Source organism: Streptomyces eurocidicus (genome assembly GCF_002891295.1).
GTDB classification, from domain to species: domain Bacteria; phylum Actinomycetota; class Actinomycetes; order Streptomycetales; family Streptomycetaceae; genus Streptomyces; species Streptomyces eurocidicus.
Map to the genome: position 1 here is coordinate 257,818 of NZ_LGUI01000004.1, position 20,743 is coordinate 278,560.

At 73.4% G+C, this 20,743-nt stretch carries 11 protein-coding genes; all 11 read left to right on the forward strand.

Annotation, left to right across the window (positions count from 1 at the left end):
• Positions 1 to 16: 16 nt before the first annotated feature.
• The 11 genes from AF335_RS15255 to AF335_RS15310 all read left to right on the forward strand — a co-directional run bounded on the left by AF335_RS15255 (position 17) and on the right by AF335_RS15310 (position 20,740).
• Positions 17 to 1,804 carry a non-ribosomal peptide synthetase gene (locus AF335_RS15255; protein ID WP_102918933.1) on the forward strand — a complete coding sequence of 596 codons (1,788 nt, stop codon included), beginning with the start codon at positions 17 to 19 and terminating at the stop codon, positions 1,802 to 1,804.
• Positions 1,801 to 3,090, forward strand: a complete 1,290-nt coding sequence (locus tag AF335_RS15260; RefSeq protein ID WP_102918934.1) for a cytochrome P450 — start codon at positions 1,801 to 1,803, stop codon at positions 3,088 to 3,090. The genes AF335_RS15255 and AF335_RS15260 overlap by 4 nt, the downstream gene beginning before the upstream one ends.
• Positions 3,087 to 4,433 carry a M20/M25/M40 family metallo-hydrolase gene (locus AF335_RS15265; protein WP_102918935.1) on the forward strand — a complete coding sequence of 449 codons (1,347 nt, stop codon included), beginning with the start codon at positions 3,087 to 3,089 and terminating at the stop codon, positions 4,431 to 4,433. Before AF335_RS15260 ends, AF335_RS15265 begins: the two co-directional genes overlap by 4 nt.
• Positions 4,426 to 5,337 carry a GNAT family N-acetyltransferase gene (locus tag AF335_RS35100; RefSeq protein ID WP_211304103.1) on the forward strand — a complete coding sequence of 304 codons (912 nt, stop codon included), beginning with the start codon at positions 4,426 to 4,428 and terminating at the stop codon, positions 5,335 to 5,337. The genes AF335_RS15265 and AF335_RS35100 overlap by 8 nt, the downstream gene beginning before the upstream one ends.
• Positions 5,337 to 5,945, forward strand: a complete 609-nt coding sequence (locus tag AF335_RS15280; RefSeq protein ID WP_102918937.1) for a hypothetical protein — start codon at positions 5,337 to 5,339, stop codon at positions 5,943 to 5,945. The genes AF335_RS35100 and AF335_RS15280 overlap by 1 nt, the downstream gene beginning before the upstream one ends.
• On the forward strand, positions 5,942 to 6,967 hold the full coding sequence (locus tag AF335_RS15285) for a BtrH N-terminal domain-containing protein (protein WP_170127701.1): 1,026 nt from the start codon (positions 5,942 to 5,944) through the stop codon (positions 6,965 to 6,967). Before AF335_RS15280 ends, AF335_RS15285 begins: the two co-directional genes overlap by 4 nt.
• Positions 6,964 to 8,367, forward strand: a complete 1,404-nt coding sequence (locus AF335_RS15290; RefSeq protein ID WP_102918939.1) for a DegT/DnrJ/EryC1/StrS family aminotransferase — start codon at positions 6,964 to 6,966, stop codon at positions 8,365 to 8,367. The genes AF335_RS15285 and AF335_RS15290 overlap by 4 nt, the downstream gene beginning before the upstream one ends.
• The gene (locus AF335_RS15295) at positions 8,364 to 8,684 is read left to right on the forward strand and encodes an acyl carrier protein (RefSeq protein WP_102918940.1); all 321 of its coding nucleotides are present in this window, start codon (positions 8,364 to 8,366) and stop codon (positions 8,682 to 8,684) included. The genes AF335_RS15290 and AF335_RS15295 overlap by 4 nt, the downstream gene beginning before the upstream one ends.
• Entirely contained in the window at positions 8,677 to 9,924 is a 1,248-nt protein-coding gene (locus AF335_RS15300; RefSeq protein ID WP_102918941.1) for an ATP-grasp domain-containing protein, read from the forward strand. Before AF335_RS15295 ends, AF335_RS15300 begins: the two co-directional genes overlap by 8 nt.
• 185 nt (positions 9,925 to 10,109) lie before the next feature.
• Positions 10,110 to 13,466, forward strand: coding sequence for a non-ribosomal peptide synthetase (locus AF335_RS15305; protein WP_102918942.1), 3,357 nt, complete (start codon positions 10,110 to 10,112; stop codon positions 13,464 to 13,466).
• On the forward strand, positions 13,466 to 20,740 hold the full coding sequence (locus AF335_RS15310) for an amino acid adenylation domain-containing protein (RefSeq protein WP_102918943.1): 7,275 nt from the start codon (positions 13,466 to 13,468) through the stop codon (positions 20,738 to 20,740). Before AF335_RS15305 ends, AF335_RS15310 begins: the two co-directional genes overlap by 1 nt.
• Positions 20,741 to 20,743: the final 3 nt, after the last annotated feature.

The following is a 20,743-nucleotide window of genomic DNA, read 5'->3' on the forward strand; positions in this document are numbered from 1 at the left end:
GGAGAAGGATTCCCCGATGACCACCACCGCAGACGCGGGCGCACCCGCCCGCAGCGGCAACGCCCAGTCCGTCCACGAGCTCTTCGAACGCCGGGTGGCGCTGACCCCGGACGCCACCGCGCTCAGCCGCGGCGCCGAGCGCGTCGGCTACGCCGAACTCAACGCCAGGGCCAACCGGCTCGCCCACCTGCTGCGCGAGCGCGGCGTCGCCCCCGGCAGCAACGTCGCCGTCTGCGCCGAGCGCTCGCCCGAGGTGATCGTCGCCCTGCTCGCCGTGCTCAAGGCGGGCGGCGCCTATGTCGCTCTCGACCCCAAGCAGCCCTACGAGCGGCACCGCACCATCCTCACCGACGCCGGCGCCACCGTCCTGCTCACCCAGGAACGCCTCCTCGCCGGGCTGGCCGAGAACCCCGTACTGCTCGACCGCCCCGACGCCACGCTCGCCGAGCGGCCCGCCACCGACCTCGGCCTGCCCGGTGACCCCGAGCGCCCCGCGTACATCGCCTACACCTCCGGGTCGACCGGCACGCCCAAGGGCGTCGTCGTCCCGCACCGCGCGGTGCTCCGCCTCGTCACCGAGCCGAACTTCCTCACCGTCGGCCCCGAGGACGCGGTCCTGCAGTTCGCGCCCGTCGCCTTCGACGCCTCCACCCTCGAGATATGGGCCCCGCTCCTCAACGGCGCCCGCCTCGCGGTCTTCCCCGCGCACGACCCCGGCCTCGACCAGCTCGCCGAGACGGTCGAGAACGAGGGCGTCACCGTCATGTGGCTGACCGCCGGGCTCTTCCACCAGATGGTCGACGGCCCCCTGCACCGGCTCTCCGGCGTCCGCCAGCTGCTGGCCGGCGGCGACGTGCTCTCCGTCGCCCATGTGAACAAGGCCCTGGCCATGCTCCCCGGCATCCGCGTCATCAACGGCTACGGGCCCACCGAGAACACCACCTTCACCTGCTGCCATGTGATGACCGAGCCGCTCGACACCGACACGGTGCCGATCGGCGTACCCGTCACCGGCACCCGGATCCACATCCTCGACGAGCAGGGCCGTCCGGTCACCGGCGAGGAGCCCGGCGAGCTCCACGCCGGCGGCGACGGCGTCGCCCTCGGCTACCTCGGCCGCCCGGAGCAGACCGCCGAGCGCTTCCGGCCCGACCCCGACGCCCCGGGCCGGCTGCTCTACCGCACCGGCGACCTCGTACGTCGCCGCGCCGACGGCGTCGTGGAGTTCCTGGGCCGCGCCGACAACCAGGTCAAGATCCGCGGCTTCCGCATCGAACCGGGCGAGATCGAGGCCGCCCTGCTCGCCCGGCCGGAGATCACCGACGCCGCCGTCGTCGCCCAGGAACACGAGCGCATGGGCCGCCGGCTCGTCGCCTTCTACGTCGCCGACCACGGCCTGTCCGTACCCGAGCTGCGCCGCGGCCTGGCCGGGACCCTGCCGCCTTACATGGTCCCCGCGGCCTTCGTCCGGCTCATGGCCCTGCCGCTGACCCTCAACGGCAAGGTCGACCGCGCCGAACTGCGCAAGGACGTCAACCGCGACCGCCCCGACCTGGGCAGCGACTACCGCGCCCCCGAGGGCGAGGTGGAGCGGGCCCTCGCGCTGATGTGGGGCGACCTCATGGAGATCGACGGGATAGGCGCCGACGACGATTTCTTCGAGCTGGGCGGCCACTCCCTGATGGCCACCCAGATCACGGCGGACATCGCCACCCTCTGGGACGCGGAGGTACCGCCCCGGGCCTTCTACGAGAACCCCACCGTGGCCGAGCTGGCCCAGGTCGTCGAGGAGCTGAAGCGGTGAGGATCAGCGTTCCCGTCGAGGGCCAGGAAATCGACCTGGACACCGTCGACCTCTTCGACCCCCGGCTGTACGCCACCGGCGACCCGCACCCCGTCTGGCACGCCCTGCGGCAGCGGGCCCCCATCCACCGGCAGACCCTGCCCGACGGCCGGTCGTTCTGGTCGGTGACCAAGTACCACGACGTCAACGACGTACTGCGGGACCACACCCGGTTCACGTCCACCAAGGGCACCCTGCTGAGCATCCTCGGCGCCCAGGACCCGGCCGGCGGCAAGATGATGGCCGCCAGCGACCCGCCCACGCACACCGCGATGCGCGAGCCGCTGATGAAGGTCATGTCCCACCGGGCCCTGAAGGACCGGCAGCCGCAGATCCGCCGCATCGTGCACCGCCGCATGCTCTCGCACCTGCTGGACGGCGGCGTCTGGGACATCGCGACCACGGCCGCCGACTTCCCCATGGCGTTCACCGGCTCCCTCATGGGCCTGCCCGAGCGGGACTGGCCGCGGCTGACCAAGCTCACCACCATGGCCGTCGCCCCCACCGACTCCGAGTTCCAGGAGGGCAGCGGCCACGGCACCCTGGTCGCCGCCCACCACGAACTCTTCGACTACTTCTCCCGGTTCGTCCGCCGGCACCCCGGCGGGGACGACGACCTCGTGGGCTTCCTCACCGGCATGGAAGCCGGCGGCCGCCGGCTGCGCCACGACGAGATCGTCTACAACTGCTACAGCCTGCTCCTGGGCGCCAACGTCACCACCCCGCACGCCATCGCCTCCACCGTCCTCGCCCTCATCGAGCACCCCGACGAGTACCGGCGGCTGCTCGCCGACCCCTCGCTGGTGCCCGGGGCCGTCGACGAGGGCCTGCGCTGGTCCTCACCCGCCAACCACTTCATGCGCTACGCCGTCCACGACCTCGAACTGCGCGGCGTGTCCATCAAGCAGGGCGACGCCCTCGTCACCTGGCTCGGCTCCGCCAACCGCGACGAGGACGTCTTCCCCGACCCGTACCGCTTCGACATCACCCGCCGCCCCAACCGCCACGTCGCGTTCGGCTTCGGCCCGCACTACTGCATCGGCGCGCCCCTGGCGAAGATCGCCCTGAACCTCCTCTTCGAGGAGATCACACGCGTGGTGGAGCGGTTCGAGGTCGCGGGCCCGATCGAGCACCTGGAGTCGAACTTCGTGGCCGGCATCAAGCACCTGCCGCTGACCGCCCGCCTGCGCGACGGGGCCGAGGAACTGCTGAGGGACGCGGCCCGCGACGGACTGGTCGAGGCATGAGCGCCGCCCCGAAGGACCCGGCCGCCTTCCCCTCGGACCCGGTCGGCATCGCCCAGCGGCTCATCCGCTTCGAGACCGTCAACCCGCCCGGCGCCGAGGCCGCCTGCGTGCACTGGGTACGGGACCTCCTCGACGCCGCCGGACTCGACACCCGGCTGCTGGCCAAGGACCCCGCCCGGCCCAACCTGATCGCCCGGCTGCCCGGCCGGGGCCTCGTGCCGCCGCTGCTGCTCCACGCCCACGTGGACGTCGTCCCGGTGGCCGGACAGGACTGGACCAGGGACCCCTTCGGCGGCGAACTCGTCGACGGGGAGCTGTGGGGGCGCGGCGCGGTCGACATGAAGGGCCACCTGGCCATGATGCTGGCCGCCCTCCTGCGGCTCGCCGCCGCCGGGACCCCGCCGGCCGGTGACGTCATCCTCGCGGTCGTCGCCGACGAGGAGGCGGGCAGCGCGACCGGGGCCCGCTTCCTCGTCGAGGAACACCCCGAGCTCTTCGCGGGCGTCCGCCACGCCGTCGGCGAGGACGGCGGCGCCGAGCTGGGCCTGGGCCGCCAGGTGCGGCTGCACCCCGTCGTGGTCGCCGAGAAGCGCGCCGTATGGGTCCGGGCGACCCTGCACGGCACACCCGGCCACGCCTCCCGCGCCGCCGGCCCCACCGGCGCCGCGCACAAGCTCCAACGGCTGCTCACCGCCATCGACGGCGGCGGCCTGGGCACCCTCATGACCCCCGCCGTCGACCGCATGCTCCAGGAGCTGGCGGCGGCCCTGCCACAGCCCTTCGGCGGGCGCGTCGCCGCCTTCCGGGCCGACCCCGACGACCCCGCGGCCCTCGCCGGCATGGACGAGACCGACGCCCGCTACCTGCGCTCCCTCGTCCAGCACACCGTCAACGCCACCGTCGTCCACGGCGGCACGGCCACCAACGTGCTGCCCGCGCGGATCGACGTCGAGCTCGACGGGCGGCTGCTGCCCGGCGACTTCGGCCGCGAGGACTTCCTCCGGCAGCTGCGCGAACGCGTCGGCTGCGACATGGACCTGGAGGTCCTCGTCGAGGGCGACAAGATGCCCGCGCCACGGCTCGACGGCTTCTACGAACGGCTCGCCGGCATCCTCAAGGCGAAGGACCCCGAAGGCGTCCCCTTCCCCATGGTGACGACCGCGTCCACCGACGCCCGGCTCTTCCCCCGGCTCGGCATCCAGTGCTACGGGTGGCTGCCCCTGCTGCACGACCTCGACCGGTCCTACCGGGGCCGGCTGCACTGCCCGGACGAGCGGATCGCCGCCGGAGCGCTTGCGTTCGGGGCGGACTGCTTCCACGAATTGCTGATCGGCCATGACTGAACGGACCCCGCGGCCGGACCCGGCGACCGGCCTGAGCGTGGTCGCCCTGACCGCCGGTCAGGCCCTCGCCGCCGGCCGCCCGGACCGCATCGCCGCCCTCACCAGAGCCGCCTACCACGGCTCCGACCCGCTGCCCGGGCTGCCCGTCCCCGACGGCGCCGCCGAGACCGGGGACCGGGTCCGCGCCGACGTGGCCCGCGGCGCGACCGTCTGGCTCGCCCACGACCGCGCAGGCGAGCCCGCCGGGACCCTGCGCGTCCACGCCCGGCCCGACGGCGCCTGGGAGATCGGCCGGGTCTCGGTGGGCCCGGCCGCCCGCGGCGGGGGAGTGGCGCGGGCCCTGCTGCGCGCCGTCGAGAACACCGCGGCCGCGCTCGGCGTGCCCGTGCTCCGGCTGGACGCGGTCGTCGAACGCTGCCTGCCCCCGCTCTACGCCCGCCTGGGCTTCACCCCCGTACGCCACTGGCCGAGCGACGACAAGCCGCTCACCGAGGTCACCATGGAACGCCGCCCCGGCGGCCCCGTGGACCCGGGGAGCCGCCCCTGGGCGGCGCCGGACCCGGCCGCCCTGCGCGTCCGGTGGCTGACCACCCCGGCCGCCCTCGTCGCCGTCGTCGGCGACGAAGCGGCCGCCGTCCCCGGCGCCCGCCTCGCCGGCCTCGACGTGTGGCACGGCGCGACCCCCACGGAGCGGGCGGGCCTGACGGAGCGGCTCGCCGCCCTCGGCCGCCGCGTCGGCGACGCCACGATCGCCTTCCCGTCCGCACGCGCCGCGACGTACGCCCACCTCATGCCCCGCACCGTGGAGCCGCGCCTGCACGCCTGGTGCCGCTTCCGGCCCGGCGCCGAGCCGCCCCTGCGGGCCCTTTCCGCCGTCCCTACTGCCGCAGTCAGGTGCACTTGATGGATCGACTTCCTGCCCGGGCCGACCGCCGACAGACGGAGGCCGTCCCGGTGAACCTCGCGGGACTCGCCGACAACACCGGCATCACCCGCGCCGACGCCCTCTCCGAGGGCGCCTTCAACATCTGGGGCAACACCTTCCCCGCCGACGAACTGCCCACCGGCGGCCCCGTCGTCGTCGACGGCGTGCCCTTCCTCTTCCCGGAGGCGGCGCCCGGGCGGCCCGACAACGTACGCTGCGCCGGCCAGCTGATCGAGGTGCCCACCGGGCGCTACGACTGGATCCAGCTGCTCGCCGCCGCCGAGCGCCGCACCGAGGACCAGGTGCTGCTGCACTACGCCGACGGCTCGGTCGACCCCGAGTGGCTGCGCGTGCCCGACTTCTGGCCGGAGACCGGCTCCCGCGTCGGCGGCAGCCCCGCCTTCACCTGCACGCGCATGCACTACCCGCGCCACGTCGAGCGCAAGATGGGCCCCGTCATCTGGCGCCACCGGGTGCCCGTGCCCCGCGAGAGCGACCTCGGGGCCGTGCGGCTGCCCGACAACCCCGCCGTCCACCTGTTCGCCATGACCCTGCTGCCCGCTCTCCCGCTGGAGGTGGCGGCGTGAAGACCCTGCTGGAGAACGTCCGCCCCTGGCGCCACGACCTGGGCGGCTGCCTGCACGGCTGCCTCGCCACGCTCCTGGAGCACCGCGGCGTCCCCGCCCTGCCCGTCCTCGGCGCGGCCTGGACCTTCCGCCACTTCCCCGGCGGCGTCCGCCGCGAGGAGTACTACTACCCGTGCGTGAACGGCGAGTCGCTGCTGGGCGCCCTCGCCCCCCACCACCCCGTACGCTCCCTCTGGCACGAGCCCGCCGACGCGGCGACCGGCTGGGAGCAGGTCAGGGACGCGGTGGCCGCGGGCACCCCCGTCGCCGTCGCCGTCGACAATTACCACCTGCCGTTCCGGCCCGCCTACCGGGACGTGCACTCCAACCACCTGGTCGTCGTCCACGGCTTCGACGAGGAACGCGGCACCGTCCGCGTCCTGGACGCGGTGCCACCGGCCTTCCACGGCGACATCACCCTCGACGAACTCACCGCCTCGCGCGACTCCGGCAACGAGCTGGTCCACGAGCGCGACATGTTCTTCACCGGCGTCCACATCGACAACCGCTGGCTCTCCCTCGTACTGGACGCCGCTCCCGAGGACTTCCCCGCGTTCGACCGCGCCGAGGTCGCCCGGGTCCTCGACCTCAACCTCGCCCACTTCGCCGCCCCGCCCGTCGGCGACGACTGCACCGGCCTGGCCGGCGAGCGGGCGTTCCTGGAGGACGCCGTCAAGCGGCTGACCGCCGGCGAGGACGTCCGCGACGAACTGTTCGTCGCCGCGGGCGCCGCCCTCGCCTGCACCGCGGTCCACGCCGACTGGCTGGCCCTCGCCGGGCGCACCCTGGACCTCCCCGGCCTCGTGGAACAGGCCCGGTCGGTGGAGCGCGTCGCCCACCACTGGTCGGCCGTCCGCATCATGGCGGCGCTCACCCGGGACGGCGGGCTCACCCCCCGGCGCCTGGCGGCCCGCGTCCACGCACTTCTGAAGGACCACGAGAGCGCCCTCACCGCGCTCGACGACGAGAGGGCAGAACTGTGACAGCACAGCGGCCGACCGATTCCGCGAGCCGACTCGCGATGCTCGGCGGAGCCCGGGCCGTGCCCAAGGACCTGCGCATCGCCGCCTGGCCCCGGGTCACGGAGCAGGACGAGGAGGCCGTACGCCTGGCCCTCGCGTCCGGCCGGTACACCACCGCCTCCTCCGGCGAGCGGGAGATCCCCGGCCTGGAGGAGGAGTGGGCGCGCTACACCGGCACCCGCCACGCCATAGCCGTCAGCAACGGCACCGCCGCGATCACGGTCGCCCTCGGCGCCCTCGGCATCGAACCGGGCGACGAGGTGATCGTGCCCGCCCTGAGCTTCATCGCCACCGCGGCCGCGCCCCTCCACCTGCTCGCCGTACCGGTGTTCGTCGACATCGACCCGCGCACCTACAACATGACGCCCGAGGCCATCGAGGCCGCGATCACCCCGCGCACCCGGGCCGTCGTCGTCGTCCACCTGCACGGCCTGCCCGCCGAGATGGACGAGATCACCGCGCTCGCCGCCCGCCACGGCATCGCCGTCGTCGAGGACGCCGCCCAGGCCCACGGCGCCGAGTACCGGGGCCGCCGCGCCGGGTCCATCGGCGCGATCAACACCTTCAGCCTCAACGTCAGCAAGAACCTCGCCACCTGCGGCGAGGGCGGCCTGATCACCACCGACGACGACCGGCTGGCCACCCGCGCCACCATGCTGCGCCAGTTCGGCGAGCTGATCCCCGAGCGCGGCGAACGCTCCTACGTCGCCCACCTCCTCGGCTGGAACAACAAGCCCAGCGCCCTCCAGGCCGCCTTCACCCGCAGCCAGCTCACCCGCCTGCCCGAGGAGTCCAAGCGGCGGGACGAGAACGTACGACAGCTCCTGGAGCGCGTCGCCGGCCTGCCCGGCTTCCTGCCCCCGGTCGTCCCCGGCGACCGCACCCACGCCTGGCACATCCTGCGCTTCCGCGTCGACCCGGCCGCCTTCGGCCTGGACGACCACCTCGCCGGACCGCTGCGCGCCACCGTCCAGCGCGCCCTGCGCGCCGAGGGCGTGCCCGCCGCCCCCTACCAGCTGATGCCCCTGCCCGCCCAGCGCGTCTTCCGCGACCGCCTCGGCCTCGGCGCCTACCCCTGGGCCCTGCCCGGCGTCCCCGAACGCCCCTACCGGGAGGCGGACTTCCCCGTCACGCACCGCGTCATCGACGACTCCTTCGCCCTCCAGAAGGCCCATCTGCACCCGGACGCCGGCCCGCTGCTCCAGCGGTACGCCGACGCCTTCGAGAAGGTCTGGGAGCACCGCGACAAGCTCGTCGGCATCGCCGCGTCCATGCCCTACACCCACCCGTGGGAGCAGGCCGAGAAGATCGCGGAAGCCGAGTGGGACGCCGCGTTCGGCACGGAGGAGGCGCGGTCATGAGCACCGGGACACAGCTCGTGCAGGAGCTCACCGCCATGTGGCAGGAGATCTTCGCCGTCCCCGACGAGGAGTTCGACAGCGAGGAGAGCCTCTTCGAGGCCGGCGGCACCTCCCTCCAGGCCGTCCAGCTCATGACGCGCATCGAGGAGGCGTACGGCGTCCAGATCCCGCTGCCCGTCGTCTTCGCCGAGGGCAGCGTCGACCGGCTCGTCGAACTGATCGAGGAGGGGCTGCTCGCCTCCCTCGGCGAGCTGTCCGAGGAGGAGGCGCTGCGCATGCTCCAGGAGGAGACCGAGCGGGCCGCGCGCGATGCCTGAGCGGCTCGCGGTCGTCTACGACAACGGTGCGGTCAGCCCCGTGGAGATCGCCCACGCGGCGACCGGGCTGTGCGACATCGTGCTGGTCGTGGACCCGGACTCGCCGGCCGTGGCCGCCTCGCTGCCCGTACTGGAGCGCGCCGGCACCCTGGTGCGGCACCCCGCCGGCACCCCCCTGGACACCACGGCGGGGCGGCTGAAGGAACTCGGCACCGCCGGCATCACCACCTTCACCGACGCCCGCCTCGACCTCACCGCCCACCTCGCACAGGCCCTGGGCCTGCGGTTCCACACCCCCGAGGTGGCCGTGGCCCTGGGCGACAAGCTGCGCCAGCGCACCCGGCTCGCCGCGGCCGGGGCGCCGGTGGTGCGGTTCGCCGAACTGTCCGGCACCGAGGACACCGGGGCGGCACTGGCGGCCGTCGGCCTGCCCGCCGTCCTCAAGCCCCGGCGGGGCGCGGGCAGCCGGGGGACCTTCCCCGTCGGTACCGCCGGGGAGTTCCACCGCGTGGCCGCCGGCCTCCTGGCGGCCGGTGAGGGCCCGCTCATCGCCGAGGAACGCCTCCTCGGCGACCCGGCCGTCGCCGGGTCCCGCTGGGGCGACTACGTCTCCGTCGAGTCGGTCGTCGACGGGACGGACGTCACCCACGTCGGCATCACCGGCAAGCTTCCGCTCGTCGAACCGTTCCGCGAGAGCGGGGTGTTCTTCCCCAGCACCCTCGACGAGCAGGTCGCCGCCCGCGTCCTGGCACGGACCGACGAGGCGCTGAGCGCGCTCGGCGTGACCTCCGGCATCACCCACACCGAGTTCAAGCTCACCCCGGACGGGCCACGGCTCATCGAGGTCAACGGCCGCCTCGGCGGCTTCGTCAACGACCTCGTCGGCCGGGCCACCGGAGTGAGCATGCTCCGCCTCGCCCTGGAGAACGCCCTGGCCACGGACGCCCCCGTACCGCGGCGGCTCGACACGGCGGCGACCGGGCGCGTCACCTTCCAGCGGTTCGCCCCACCCCCCGTCACGGCGACCGCCGTCACCGCCGTCACCGGCCGCAAAGAGGCCCGCCGCATCCCCGGCGTCGCCCGCGTCGAGATCGTCCGGCGGCCCGGCGACCCCGTGGACTGGCGGCAGGGCACCCAGGCGTTCACCGCCATCGTCTACGGGGAGGCACCCGGCCACCGGGCCCTCGACGAGACCCTCGCGGCGCTCGACGACACCCTCCGCATCGACTACGACGCCTGACCGCACCGCGGGCGTCGGCCGGCGGTCAGCACGGTGTCCACAAAGCGGGGACGGCGGCTCCACACCCGTGTGGACGCGCCGTCCCCGGCCAGTCACTAGCGTCTGGATCCAGGGTCGTCCTGCCACGACCGGATCGCAGGACCGGTTCGCGGGACCGGCGGAACAAGGTTCGAAGGGATCGAGGAATGAGCATGACGGGACCGGGCGAGACCTCCACCGGGACGGCCAGTCTTTCCGACATCAAACGCGCCCTCCTGGACGCCAAGCTCGCCAGGCAGCGGGCCGAGGCCGCGGAGCGCAACCGCATCGCCCCCGTGCCCCGCACCGACCGGCTCCAGGTCTCCGACCAGCAGCGCCACCTGTGGACGCTGCACCAGCTGGCGCCCGAACAGCCCGTCTACAACGTGCCCTTCGTCCTGCGCCTGCGCGGCGCCCTGGACACCGGCGCCCTGGCCGGGGCGCTGCGCGGCCTCGTCGCCCGCCACGAGGCGCTCCGCACCCGCTTCGGCTCCGAGCACGGCGTGCCCTACCAGAGCGTCGACGCCGCGCCCGCCGCCTGGCCGCTGCCGGTGACCGACCTCTCCGGGCCGGCCGGAGCCGACCGCGACGACCGCGTCCGGACCCTCGTGGAATCCCACGCCCGCGCCCCGTTCGACCTCGAGAACGGCCCGGTCTTCCGCACCCACCTGCTCCGCCTGGCGGCCGACGAGCACATCCTCGTGCTCTGCCTGCACCACATCGTCACCGACGGCTGGTCGGTGGGCATCGTCACCCAGGAACTGGCGGCCCTTTACGGGGCGGAGGACGGCGACCTGCCCGACCTCGCCGTGCAGCCCGCCGACCACGCCGCCTGGCAGCGCCGCCGGCTCTCCGGCGACGGCCTGCGCACCCAGATCGACTACTGGCGCACCACCCTCGCCGGCGTCCCCGCCATCGACTTCCCCACGGACCGCCCCCGGCCCTCCCAGCCCACCTGGAAGGGCGCCGAACTCGAACTGGACCTGCCCGCCGGACTCGGCGCGGCCCTGCGCGCGTGGACGCGCGACGAACGCGTCTCGCTGCTCGCCGTCCTCCAGGCCGGCTTCCTGACCGTGCTCTCCCGCTACACCGGCGAGCACGACCTGGCGCTGGGCTCGGTCTTCTCCGGCCGCACCCGCTCCGAGGTGGAGCCCCTCGTCGGCTTCTTCGCCAACACCCTGGTGCTGCGGACGAGCACGGCCGGCGACCCGACCTTCCGCGAACTGGTCACCCGCTGCCAGCGGACCGTCCTGGGCGCGATGGAACACCAGGACGTCCCCTTCGGCACCCTCGTCGAGGAACTCCGCCCCGAGCGCACCCCCGGCCGCAACCCGCTCTTCCAGATCAGCTTCACCCTCCTCACCGGCGCCATGGTCGGCGAATTCGGCCTCGGCGAGCTGGCCGTCGAGCCCGTACCCGTGGAGAACGGCACCGCACGCTTCGACCTCGCCTTCCAGGTCGACGAGGCCACCGACGGACGACTGCGCGTATGGCTCGAATACTCGACTGAGCTGTTCGAGCGGGGCCGGATGGAGCGGTTGGTCGGGCATTTCCGTTCGGTGCTGGAGCAGGCCGTGACGGACCCGGACGCGCGGATCGGCTCCCTGGAGCTGCTGACCGCGGACGAGCGGGAGCAGCTGGTGTCGGGCTGGAACCCGCCCCCCGTGGCGCGCGCGGAGGACGGGCTGCTGCTCCACGAGGTGGTGGAGCGGTGGGCGGCGGCGGACGGTTCGGCGCCGGCGGCGCGCTTCGAGGGCACGGAGCTGTCCTACGGGGAGCTGGACGCGACCGCGACCCGGCTGGCCCATGTGCTGCGCGCGGACTTCGGCGTGGGCCCGGACGCGGTGGTGGGTGTGCTGCTGGACCGGGGCCTTGACCTGCCGGTGGCACAGCTGGGTGTGCTCAAGGCGGGCGGCGCCTGGCTGCCGCTGGATCCCCAGCACCCCACCGAACGCCTGGCGTCCTACCTCTCCGACGCCCGGGCCGCCGCCGTGGTGACCACCCGCGCGCTGGCGGCGGCACTGCCCGCTGATGTACCACGGCTGGTCCTGGACGACCCCGCGCCGCGCGAGCGGCTCGCCCGCACCCCCGAGACGCCGCTCACCGGTAACACCGACCCCGACCACCTCGCGTACATCATCTATACGTCGGGGTCGACGGGTGCGCCGAAGGGGGTGATGGTGTCGCACGGGGCGGCGGTGAACTTTGTGCTGAACGCGCGGGAGCTGTTCGGTATCCGGCCCGGTGACCGGTTGTTGCAGTTCGCGAATCCGGCGTTCGATGTGTCGGTCTTCGATTTCTACGGTGCGTTGGGTTCGGGTGCGGCGGTCGTCGGTGCGTCGCGTGAGACGTTGTTGGATCCGGATGCGTTGCAGGAGTTGCTGGTCCGGGAGCGGGTGTCGGTGGCGGATGTGCCGCCGGCGGTGTTGAGGTTGCTGGATCCGGGGTCGTTGCCGGATCTGCGGGCGTTGTTCGTGGGGTTGGAGGCGTTCCCCGCGGAGTTGGTGAATCGTTGGTCGAGTGAGAAGCGTGAGTTCCACAATGGTTACGGTCCGACCGAGGCGACCGTGGCGTGTGTGGATTATCTGTGTCCGCCCGGTGGGTTGTCGGCGTCGCCGCCGATCGGTCGTGCGATGGCCAATCACCGTGCGTACGTCCTGAACGCGGAGACTTTTGAGCCGGTGCCTGTGGGTGTTCCGGGTGAGTTGTTCGTGGCGGGTGCGGGGCTGGCGCGGGGTTATCTGAATCGTCCGGATCTGACGGCGGAGCGTTTTGTTCCGGATCCGTTCTCGGGTTCGGGTGAGCGGATGTATCGCACGGGTGATGTCGTGCGGTGGCGTGAGGACGGCAATCTCGAGTTCCTGGGTCGTGCGGACCGGCAGATCAAGATCCGTGGGCTGCGCATCGAACCCGGCGAGATCGAACACGCGCTGACCACCAGCCCCGGCGTCGCCCAGGCCGTCGTCACCGTCGACCGCCCCGGCACCCCCGAGGCGCGCCTCATCGCCTACGCCGTCGCCGAGGCCGGCCGGTCGCTGGACGCCGACGCCCTGCGCACCGGGCTCATGGACCGGCTGCCCCAGCACATGGTCCCCGCCCGGCTGATGACCCTCGACGCCCTGCCGCTCACCCCCAACGGCAAGGTTGACCACGCCAGGCTCCCCGCACCCCAGGAGGGATCGGCCCGCGTCCACGTGGCACCGCGCGACGCGACCGAGCGGGACCTCGCCGGGATCTGGCACGGGCTGCTCGACGTGCCCCTGGAATCCATCGGTGCCCACGACGGCTTCTTCGACCTGGGCGGCAACTCCCTCCAGGCCACCCGCCTCATCTCCCGCATCCGCGACACCTTCCACATCACCCTCGAACCGCGCCTCCTCTTCGCCCACCCCGTCCTGAAGGACCTCGCCGCCCGCATCGGCGAGGAGCTCACGGCGGCCGCCGCGGAGGAGACGGACCTCGAAGCGGAGATCGCCGGGCTGTCCGAGGAGGAGCTGGACCGACTGCTGAGTGAGGAAGCCTGATGACCGACGCGACGCCCCGGCAGACGACGATCGAGGAGAAGCGGCGCGCGCTGCTGGCCCTGCGGCTGCGGCAGAAGCGCGCGGCGGAGGCCGGCGCCGGCCGGATCCGTCCCGTCCCCCGCGACGGGCGGCCGCTCGTGCCCTCGTACCAGCAGGAGGGCCTGTGGTTCCTGGACCGGCTGGAGCCCGGCTCGCCCGTCTACAACGTCCCGTTCGCCCTCCGGCTGAGCGGCCCCCTGGACGCAGGTGCCCTGCGTGAGGCGTTCCGGCTGCTGGTCGGACGGCACGAGGCACTCCGCACCCGCTTCCCCGGCGACGACGGGGAGCCGCGCCTGGTCGTCGACGAAGCGCCGGCCTCCTGGCCGCTGCCGGTCACTGACCTGTCCGGCCTGCCGGAACCGGCGCGCCGGGAGCGCGTACGTCACCTGGCACAGGAGGAAGCGGTACGGGCCTTCGACCTGGCCGCGGGGCCTCTGCTGCGTACGGGCCTGCTGCGGCTGGCCGACACCGACCACGTCCTGCTGATGAGCCTGCACCACATCATCACCGACGGCTGGTCGACGGGGACGATCGTCCAGGATCTGGCCGCGCTCTACGGCGGGGGAGAGCTGCCCGCCCTCGAACTCCAGACGACCGACTTCGTGGCCTGGCAGCGTGACCGGCTCACCGGGGACGCCCTGGAGGGCCAGCTGTCGTACTGGCGGCGTACGCTGGCGGACCTGCCGGTCGTCGACTTCCCCGCCGACCGGCCCCGCCCCCTGGACCCGACCTCCGCGGGCGCCACCCTGGAAGCGAGCCTGCCCGGCGAACTGGGGGAGGGGCTTCGGGCTCTGGCACGTACCGAGCGGGTGTCGTTGCTGGCGGTGCTTCAGGCGGGTCTGCTGACGGTGTTGTCGCGGTATACGGGTCAGGACGATCTGGCGATCGGTTCGGTGTTCTCGGGGCGTACGCGTTCCGAGGTGGAGCCTCTGGTGGGGTTGTTCGCTAACACGTTGGTGCTGCGGACGAGTACGGGCGGGGATCCGACGTTCCGTGAGCTGGTGGGTCGTTGCGGGGAGACGGTCCTCGGTGCCCTGGACCATCAGGACGTGCCGTTCACGATGGTCGTCGACGCGCTCAAGCCCGAGCGCGTCCCCGGCCGTAACCCCCTCTTCCAGATCAGCCTCACCCTCCAGGCGGCCGGTACCAGCGGCCGCGGCTTCGGCCTGCCCGGCGTGGAGGCCGAACCCCTCGACTCCCATGAGATCAGCTCCCGTTTCGACCTCGGCGTCACCGTGATCGAGGCCCCCGACGCCCACCTGGACGTCGTCGCCGAGTACTCGACTGAGCTGTTCGAGCGGGGTCGGATGGAGCGGTTGGTCGGGCATTTCCGTTCGGTGCTGGGGCAGGCCGTGGCGGATCCCGACGCCCGGGTGGGTTCGCTGGGCTTGTTGAGCGCGGGTGAGCGTGAGCAGTTGACCGAGGGCTGGAATCCGTCTCCTGTGGCGCGTGCGGAGGACGGGCTGCTGCTTCATGAGGTGGTGGAGCGGTGGGCGGCGGCGGACGGTTCGGCGCCGGCGGCGCGCTTCGAGGGCACGGAGCTGTCCTACGGGGAGCTGGACGCGACCGCGACCCGGCTGGCCCATGTGCTGCGCGCGGACTTCGGCGTGGGCCCGGACGCGGTGGTGGGTGTGCTGCTGGACCGGGGCCTTGACCTGCCGGTGGCACAGCTGGGTGTGCTCAAGGCGGGCGGCGCCTGGCTGCCGCTGGATCCCCAGCACCCCACCGAACGCCTGGCGTCCTACCTCTCCGACGCCCGGGCCGCCGCCGTGGTGACCACCCGCGCGCTGGCGGCGGCACTGCCCGCTGATGTACCACGGCTGGTCCTGGACGACCCCGCGCCGCGCGAGCGGCTCGCCCGCACCCCCGAGACGCCGCTCACCGGTAACACCGACCCCGACCACCTCGCGTACATCATCTATACGTCGGGGTCGACGGGTGCGCCGAAGGGGGTGATGGTGTCGCACGGGGCGGCGGTGAACTTTGTGCTGAACGCGCGGGAGCTGTTCGGTATCCGGCCCGGTGACCGGTTGTTGCAGTTCGCGAATCCGGCGTTCGATGTGTCGGTCTTCGATTTCTACGGTGCGTTGGGTTCGGGTGCGGCGGTGGTGGGTGCGTCGCGTGAGGTGTTGTTGGATCCGGATGCGTTGCAGGAGTTGCTGGTTCGGGAGCGGGTGTCGGTGGCGGATGTGCCGCCGGCGGTGTTGAGGTTGCTGGATCCGGGGTCGTTGCCGGATCTGCGGGCGTTGTTCGTGGGGTTGGAGGCGTTCCCCGCGGAGTTGGTGAATCGTTGGTCGAGTGAGAAGCGTGAGTTCCACAATGGTTACGGTCCGACCGAGGCGACCGTGGCGTGTGTGGATTATCTGTGTCCGCCCGGTGGGTTGTCGGCGTCGCCGCCGATCGGTCGTGCGATGGCCAATCACCGTGCGTACGTCCTGAACGCGGAGACTTTTGAGCCGGTGCCTGTGGGTGTTCCGGGTGAGTTGTTCGTGGCGGGTGCGGGGCTGGCGCGGGGTTATCTGAATCGTCCGGATCTGACGGCGGAGCGTTTTGTTCCGGATCCGTTCTCGGGTTCGGGTGAGCGGATGTATCGCACGGGTGATGTCGTGCGGTGGCGTGAGGACGGCAATCTCGAGTTCCTGGGTCGTGCGGACCGGCAGATCAAGATCCGTGGGCTGCGTATCGAACCCGGCGAGATCGAACACGCCCTCGCCGGCTGCGAAGGAGTCCGGCAGGGCACGGTCGTCGTCCACGACTCCGGAACCCCCGCCGCGCGCCTCATCGGCTACGTCGTCCCCACCGCCGCCGGCGCCCCCGACCCCGACGGCATCCGCGCGGCGCTGACGGACCGGCTGCCGCTGCACATGATCCCGTCCCAGGTGATCGTGATCGACGCCCTGCCCCTGACCCCCAGCGGCAAGCTCGACCAGGCCCGGCTCCCCGCCCCGCGCACCGCCGCGGAGGCACGGAACGAGCCGCCGCGCACCGCCACCGAACGCGCCCTCGCCGGCATCTGGCACACCCTGCTCGACGTGCCCCTGGAATCCATCGGCGCGCTCGACGGCTTCTTCGACCTGGGCGGCAACTCCCTCCACGCCACCCGCCTCACCTCCCGGATCCGTGACACCTTCCATGTGTCCCTCGCTCCCCGCGTCCTGTTCACGCACTCCGTCCTGCGGGACCTCGCCGCCCGTGTCGACCAGGCGCACACCGCCGCACCGGCCGGCCAGGACGGCACGGCCGGCGCGACCGACCACATCCGCCCCGTCCCCCGCGACGGGCGGCCTCTGGTCCCCTCGCACCAGCAGGAGGGCCTGTGGTTCCTGCACCAGCTCGACCCCGAATCCCCGGTCTACAACATGCCGTTCGCCCTCCGGCTGCGTGGCCCCCTGGACGCCGACGCCCTGAGTGAGGCGTTCCGGCGGCTCGTCGGGCGGCACGAGGCGCTGCGCACCCGCTTCTCCGGCGAGGGCGAGGAGCCGCTCCTGGTCGTCGACGAGGCCCCCGCCGCCTGGCCGCTGCTGGTGACCGACCTGTCCGGTCTGCCGGAGCCGGCCCGGGAGGAGCGCGTACGACAGCTCGTGGACGCGGAGGCGGAACGGCCCTTCGACCTCGCCGCGGGGCCTCTGCTGCGTACGGGCCTGCTGCGGCTGGCCGACACCGACCACGTCCTGCTGATGAGCCTGCACCACGTCGTCACCGACGGCTGGTCGACCGGGATCATCGGCCAGGAACTCTCCGCGCTCCACGCCGGTGCCGACCTGCCCCCGCTCGCCGTGCAGGTCGCCGACTTCGCGGCCTGGCAGCGCGAGCGGCTGACCGGGGACGTCCTGGAGGGCCAGCTGTCCTACTGGCGGCGCACCCTGGCGGACCTGCCGGTCGTCGACTTCCCCGCCGACCGCCCCCGCCCCGCCTCACCCCGGCAGACCGGAGCCGTCGTCGACCACCGGCTCCCCGCCTCCCTGGGGGAGGGGCTGCGCGCTCTCGCCCGTACCGAGCGGGTGTCGTTGCTGGCGGTGCTCCAGGCGGGTCTGCTGACGGTGTTGTCGCGGTACACGGGTCAGGATGACCTGGCGATCGGTTCGGTGTTCTCGGGGCGCACGCGCTCCGAGGTCGAGCCTCTGGTCGGGCTGTTCGCGAACACACTGGTGCTGCGGACGAGTACGGCCGGGGATCCGACGTTCCGTGAGCTGGTGGGTCGTTGCGGGGAGACGGTCCTCGGCGCGCTGGATCACCAGGACGTGCCGTTCACGATGGTCGTCGACGCGCTCAAGCCCGAACGTGTCCCCGGGCGCAACCCCCTCTTCCAGATCAGCCTCACCCTCCAGGCCGCCGACGCCTCCGACGTGCCCTTCCGGCTCGGCTCCACGGTCGGCGAGTACGTCGGGACCACCGGCACCCGGGCCCGCTTCGACCTGGCCGTCAGCGCGAGCGAGTCGGCGGACGGCGGCATCGCCCTGCAACTGGAGTACGCCACCGAGCTGTACGACCACGACCGCGTGGAGCGGCTCGTCGACCACTTCCGCACGGTGCTGGAGCAGGCCGTACGGACCCCCGACGCGCCCATCGGCGGCCTCACCCTCCTCACCGCGGACGAGCGGCGGCGGATGACGGCCTGGAGCACCGCCCAGGGCACCTACCCCGCCGACGTCTCCCTGTACGCGCTCTTCGCCGAGCAGGTACGGCTGCGGCCCGACGCCGTCGCCATCGTCGACGGCACGACCCGGCTCACCTACCGCGAACTCGACGACCGCGCCGGACGGCTGGCCGCCCGGCTGCGCGAGCGCGGGGTGCGCCGCGGCGACCTCGTGGGCCTGTGCGGCACGCGCTCGGCCGCCCTCGTCGCCGGCATCCTGGCGATCCTCCGGGCCGGCGGCGCGTATGTACCGCTCGACCCCGGGTACCCGGCTGAGCGACTGGGCTACATGATCAAGGACTCCGGCATCGGCGTGCTGCTCGCGGAGAGCGCGGCGGAGCTGCCGGACGGCCCGTACGAGCGCGTCCCCCTCGACGGCGGGCACCCCGCCGACGGCGACCCCGCGCCCGAGCCGGTCACCGTCGGCGGCGACGACCTCGCCTACCTCATCTACACCTCCGGTTCCACGGGCCGCCCCAAGGCCGTGATGGTCCCGCACGGGAACGTCACCCGGCTGCTGGCCTCGACCCACGAGTGGTTCGGCTTCGACGAGCGGGACGTGTGGTCGCTCTTCCACTCCTTCGCCTTCGACTTCTCCGTGTGGGAGCTGTGGGGCGCCCTCGCCCACGGCGGCCGGCTCGTCGTCGTGCCGTACTGGGAGAGCCGTTCGCCCGAGGCGTTCTACGAGCTGCTGGAGCGCGAGCGGGTGACCGTCCTGAACCAGACGCCCGCCGCCTTCCGGCAGCTGGTCGCCGTGGACGAGGAGCGCGGCGCGGACCTGGCGCTGCGCACGGTGGTCTTCGGCGGGGACGCGCTGGACGCGGACGCGGTGCTGCGCTGGTTCGACCGGCACGGCGAGGACACGCCCCGGCTGGTCAACATGTACGGCATCACCGAGACGACCGTGCACGTCACCTACCGCCCCCTGAGCCGGGAGCTCCTCGCCCGCTCGCCCGGCCCGATCGGGGTGCCGATCCCCGATATGTCGGTGTGGGTCGTCGACCGGGCCGGGCAGCTCGCGCCGGCCGGTGTGCCGGGCGAGATGTGGGTGGGCGGACCGGGCGTGGCCTGGGGCTACCTGGGCCGCCCCGACCTGACCGCGGAGCGCTTCGTCCCCGACCCGTTCGGGGACGGCGCCGGCCGGCTCTACCGCTCCGGCGACCTGGCGCGGCGGCTGTCCGACGGCACCCTGGAGTACCTGGGCCGCCTCGACCAGCAGGTGAAGATCCGCGGCTTCCGTGTCGAGCCCGGCGAGATCGACGCGGTGCTGGCCGCGCACCCCGAGGTCGCCGACGCGTTCACCACCGTGCACGGCACCGACGACGGACGCCGGCTGATCGGCTACGTCGTGCCCGCCCCGGGCGCCGGGCCCGGCCTGCCCGCCCGGCTCCGTGCCCACGTGGGCATGGAGTTGCCGGACCATATGGTGCCGGCGGTGGTGGTGCCGCTGGAGCGCATCCCTCTGACGGCCAACGGCAAGGTCGACCGCAGGGCGCTGCCCGCCCCCGAACTCACCACGACCGCGCTCTTCGTGGCACCGCGCACCCCCACCGAGCGGGCCCTCGCCCCGCTGTGGGCGCGGATCCTGGGCGCCGGCCGGGTCGGCGCGCTCGACGGCTTCTTCGACCTGGGCGGCAGCTCCCTGGACCTGATCCGCCTGCGGTTCGCGGTGCGCGAGTCCTTCGGCGCCCTGCTCGACGTGCGCGCGCTCTACGCGGCGCCCACGGTCGAGGCGATGGCCCGGGCGATCGACGCGCACACCCCCGCCGCACCGGCCACGCGGACCGGAGCCGGGGCGACGCCGCTGGTGACCCTGCGGGCCGGGGGCGGGCGGCCGCCGCTCTTCCTCGTGCACGCCGTGGGCGGCGCGGCCGTGCCCTACGTGCCGCTCGCCCGCCTCCTCGACGCGGACACCCCCGTCCACGCCCTGGAACACCCGGGGTTGCACGACGACGCCCACCGCACCGCACCGGACCTGGGCGCGCTGGCCGACACCTATCTGGCCGCCGTGCGTCGCGCGTGCCCGTCCGGCCCGTACCACCTGGGCGGCTGGTCGCTGGGCGGTGCCGTCGCCCTGGAGATGGCCGTGCGGCTGCGCGCCGCCGGAGCGGAGGTGGCCTCGGTGACCCTGCTCGACACCGGGTTCCCGCCGCAGGCCGCCGAGGCGCCCGGCGAGGCCGAGCTGCTGGCCGCCTTCGTCCACGACCTCGCCGGCCTCCGGGGCACCGAAGCACCCGCGGCGGATCTGGAACGGCTGGGCGCCGCGCCGGCCGACGAGCGGACGGACGAGCTCCTGGCGCTCCTGGAGCGCACCGGTCTGATCCCCACCGGGGTGCGCGAGGAGGTCCGTACCCGCGTCGCGGTGTTCCTGGCCAACTCCCGGGCGTTCCACACCCACCGGCCCACCCCCTACGACGGTCCCGTCACCTTGCTGAGCGCCGGGGCGGAGCTGGATGATCAGGCCGACCGGTGGCGGGAGTTCGCGACCGGCGGCCTGGACCACCATGTGGTCCCGGGGACCCACCACACCATGCTCCAGCACCCGCACCTGCCGGCGCTCGCGCGCACGCTGCGGCGGGTCCTGGGCGACGAGAAGTGAGGA

Bases quoted from the DNA above. Each gene is read 5' to 3' on its own strand.
- AF335_RS35100 (WP_211304103.1), top strand. From the start codon at position 4,426: ATGACTGAACGGACCCCGCGGCCGGACCCGGCGACCGGCCTGAGCGTG.
- AF335_RS15300 (WP_102918941.1), top strand. From the start codon at position 8,677: ATGCCTGAGCGGCTCGCGGTCGTCTACGACAACGGTGCGGTCAGCCCC.
- AF335_RS15295 (WP_102918940.1), top strand. From the start codon at position 8,364: ATGAGCACCGGGACACAGCTCGTGCAGGAGCTCACCGCCATGTGGCAG.
- AF335_RS15310 (WP_102918943.1), top strand. From the start codon at position 13,466: ATGACCGACGCGACGCCCCGGCAGACGACGATCGAGGAGAAGCGGCGC.
- AF335_RS15255 (WP_102918933.1), top strand. From the start codon at position 17: ATGACCACCACCGCAGACGCGGGCGCACCCGCCCGCAGCGGCAACGCC.
- AF335_RS15305 (WP_102918942.1), top strand. From the start codon at position 10,110: ATGAGCATGACGGGACCGGGCGAGACCTCCACCGGGACGGCCAGTCTT.
- AF335_RS15280 (WP_102918937.1), top strand. From the start codon at position 5,337: ATGGATCGACTTCCTGCCCGGGCCGACCGCCGACAGACGGAGGCCGTC.
- AF335_RS15265 (WP_102918935.1), top strand. From the start codon at position 3,087: ATGAGCGCCGCCCCGAAGGACCCGGCCGCCTTCCCCTCGGACCCGGTC.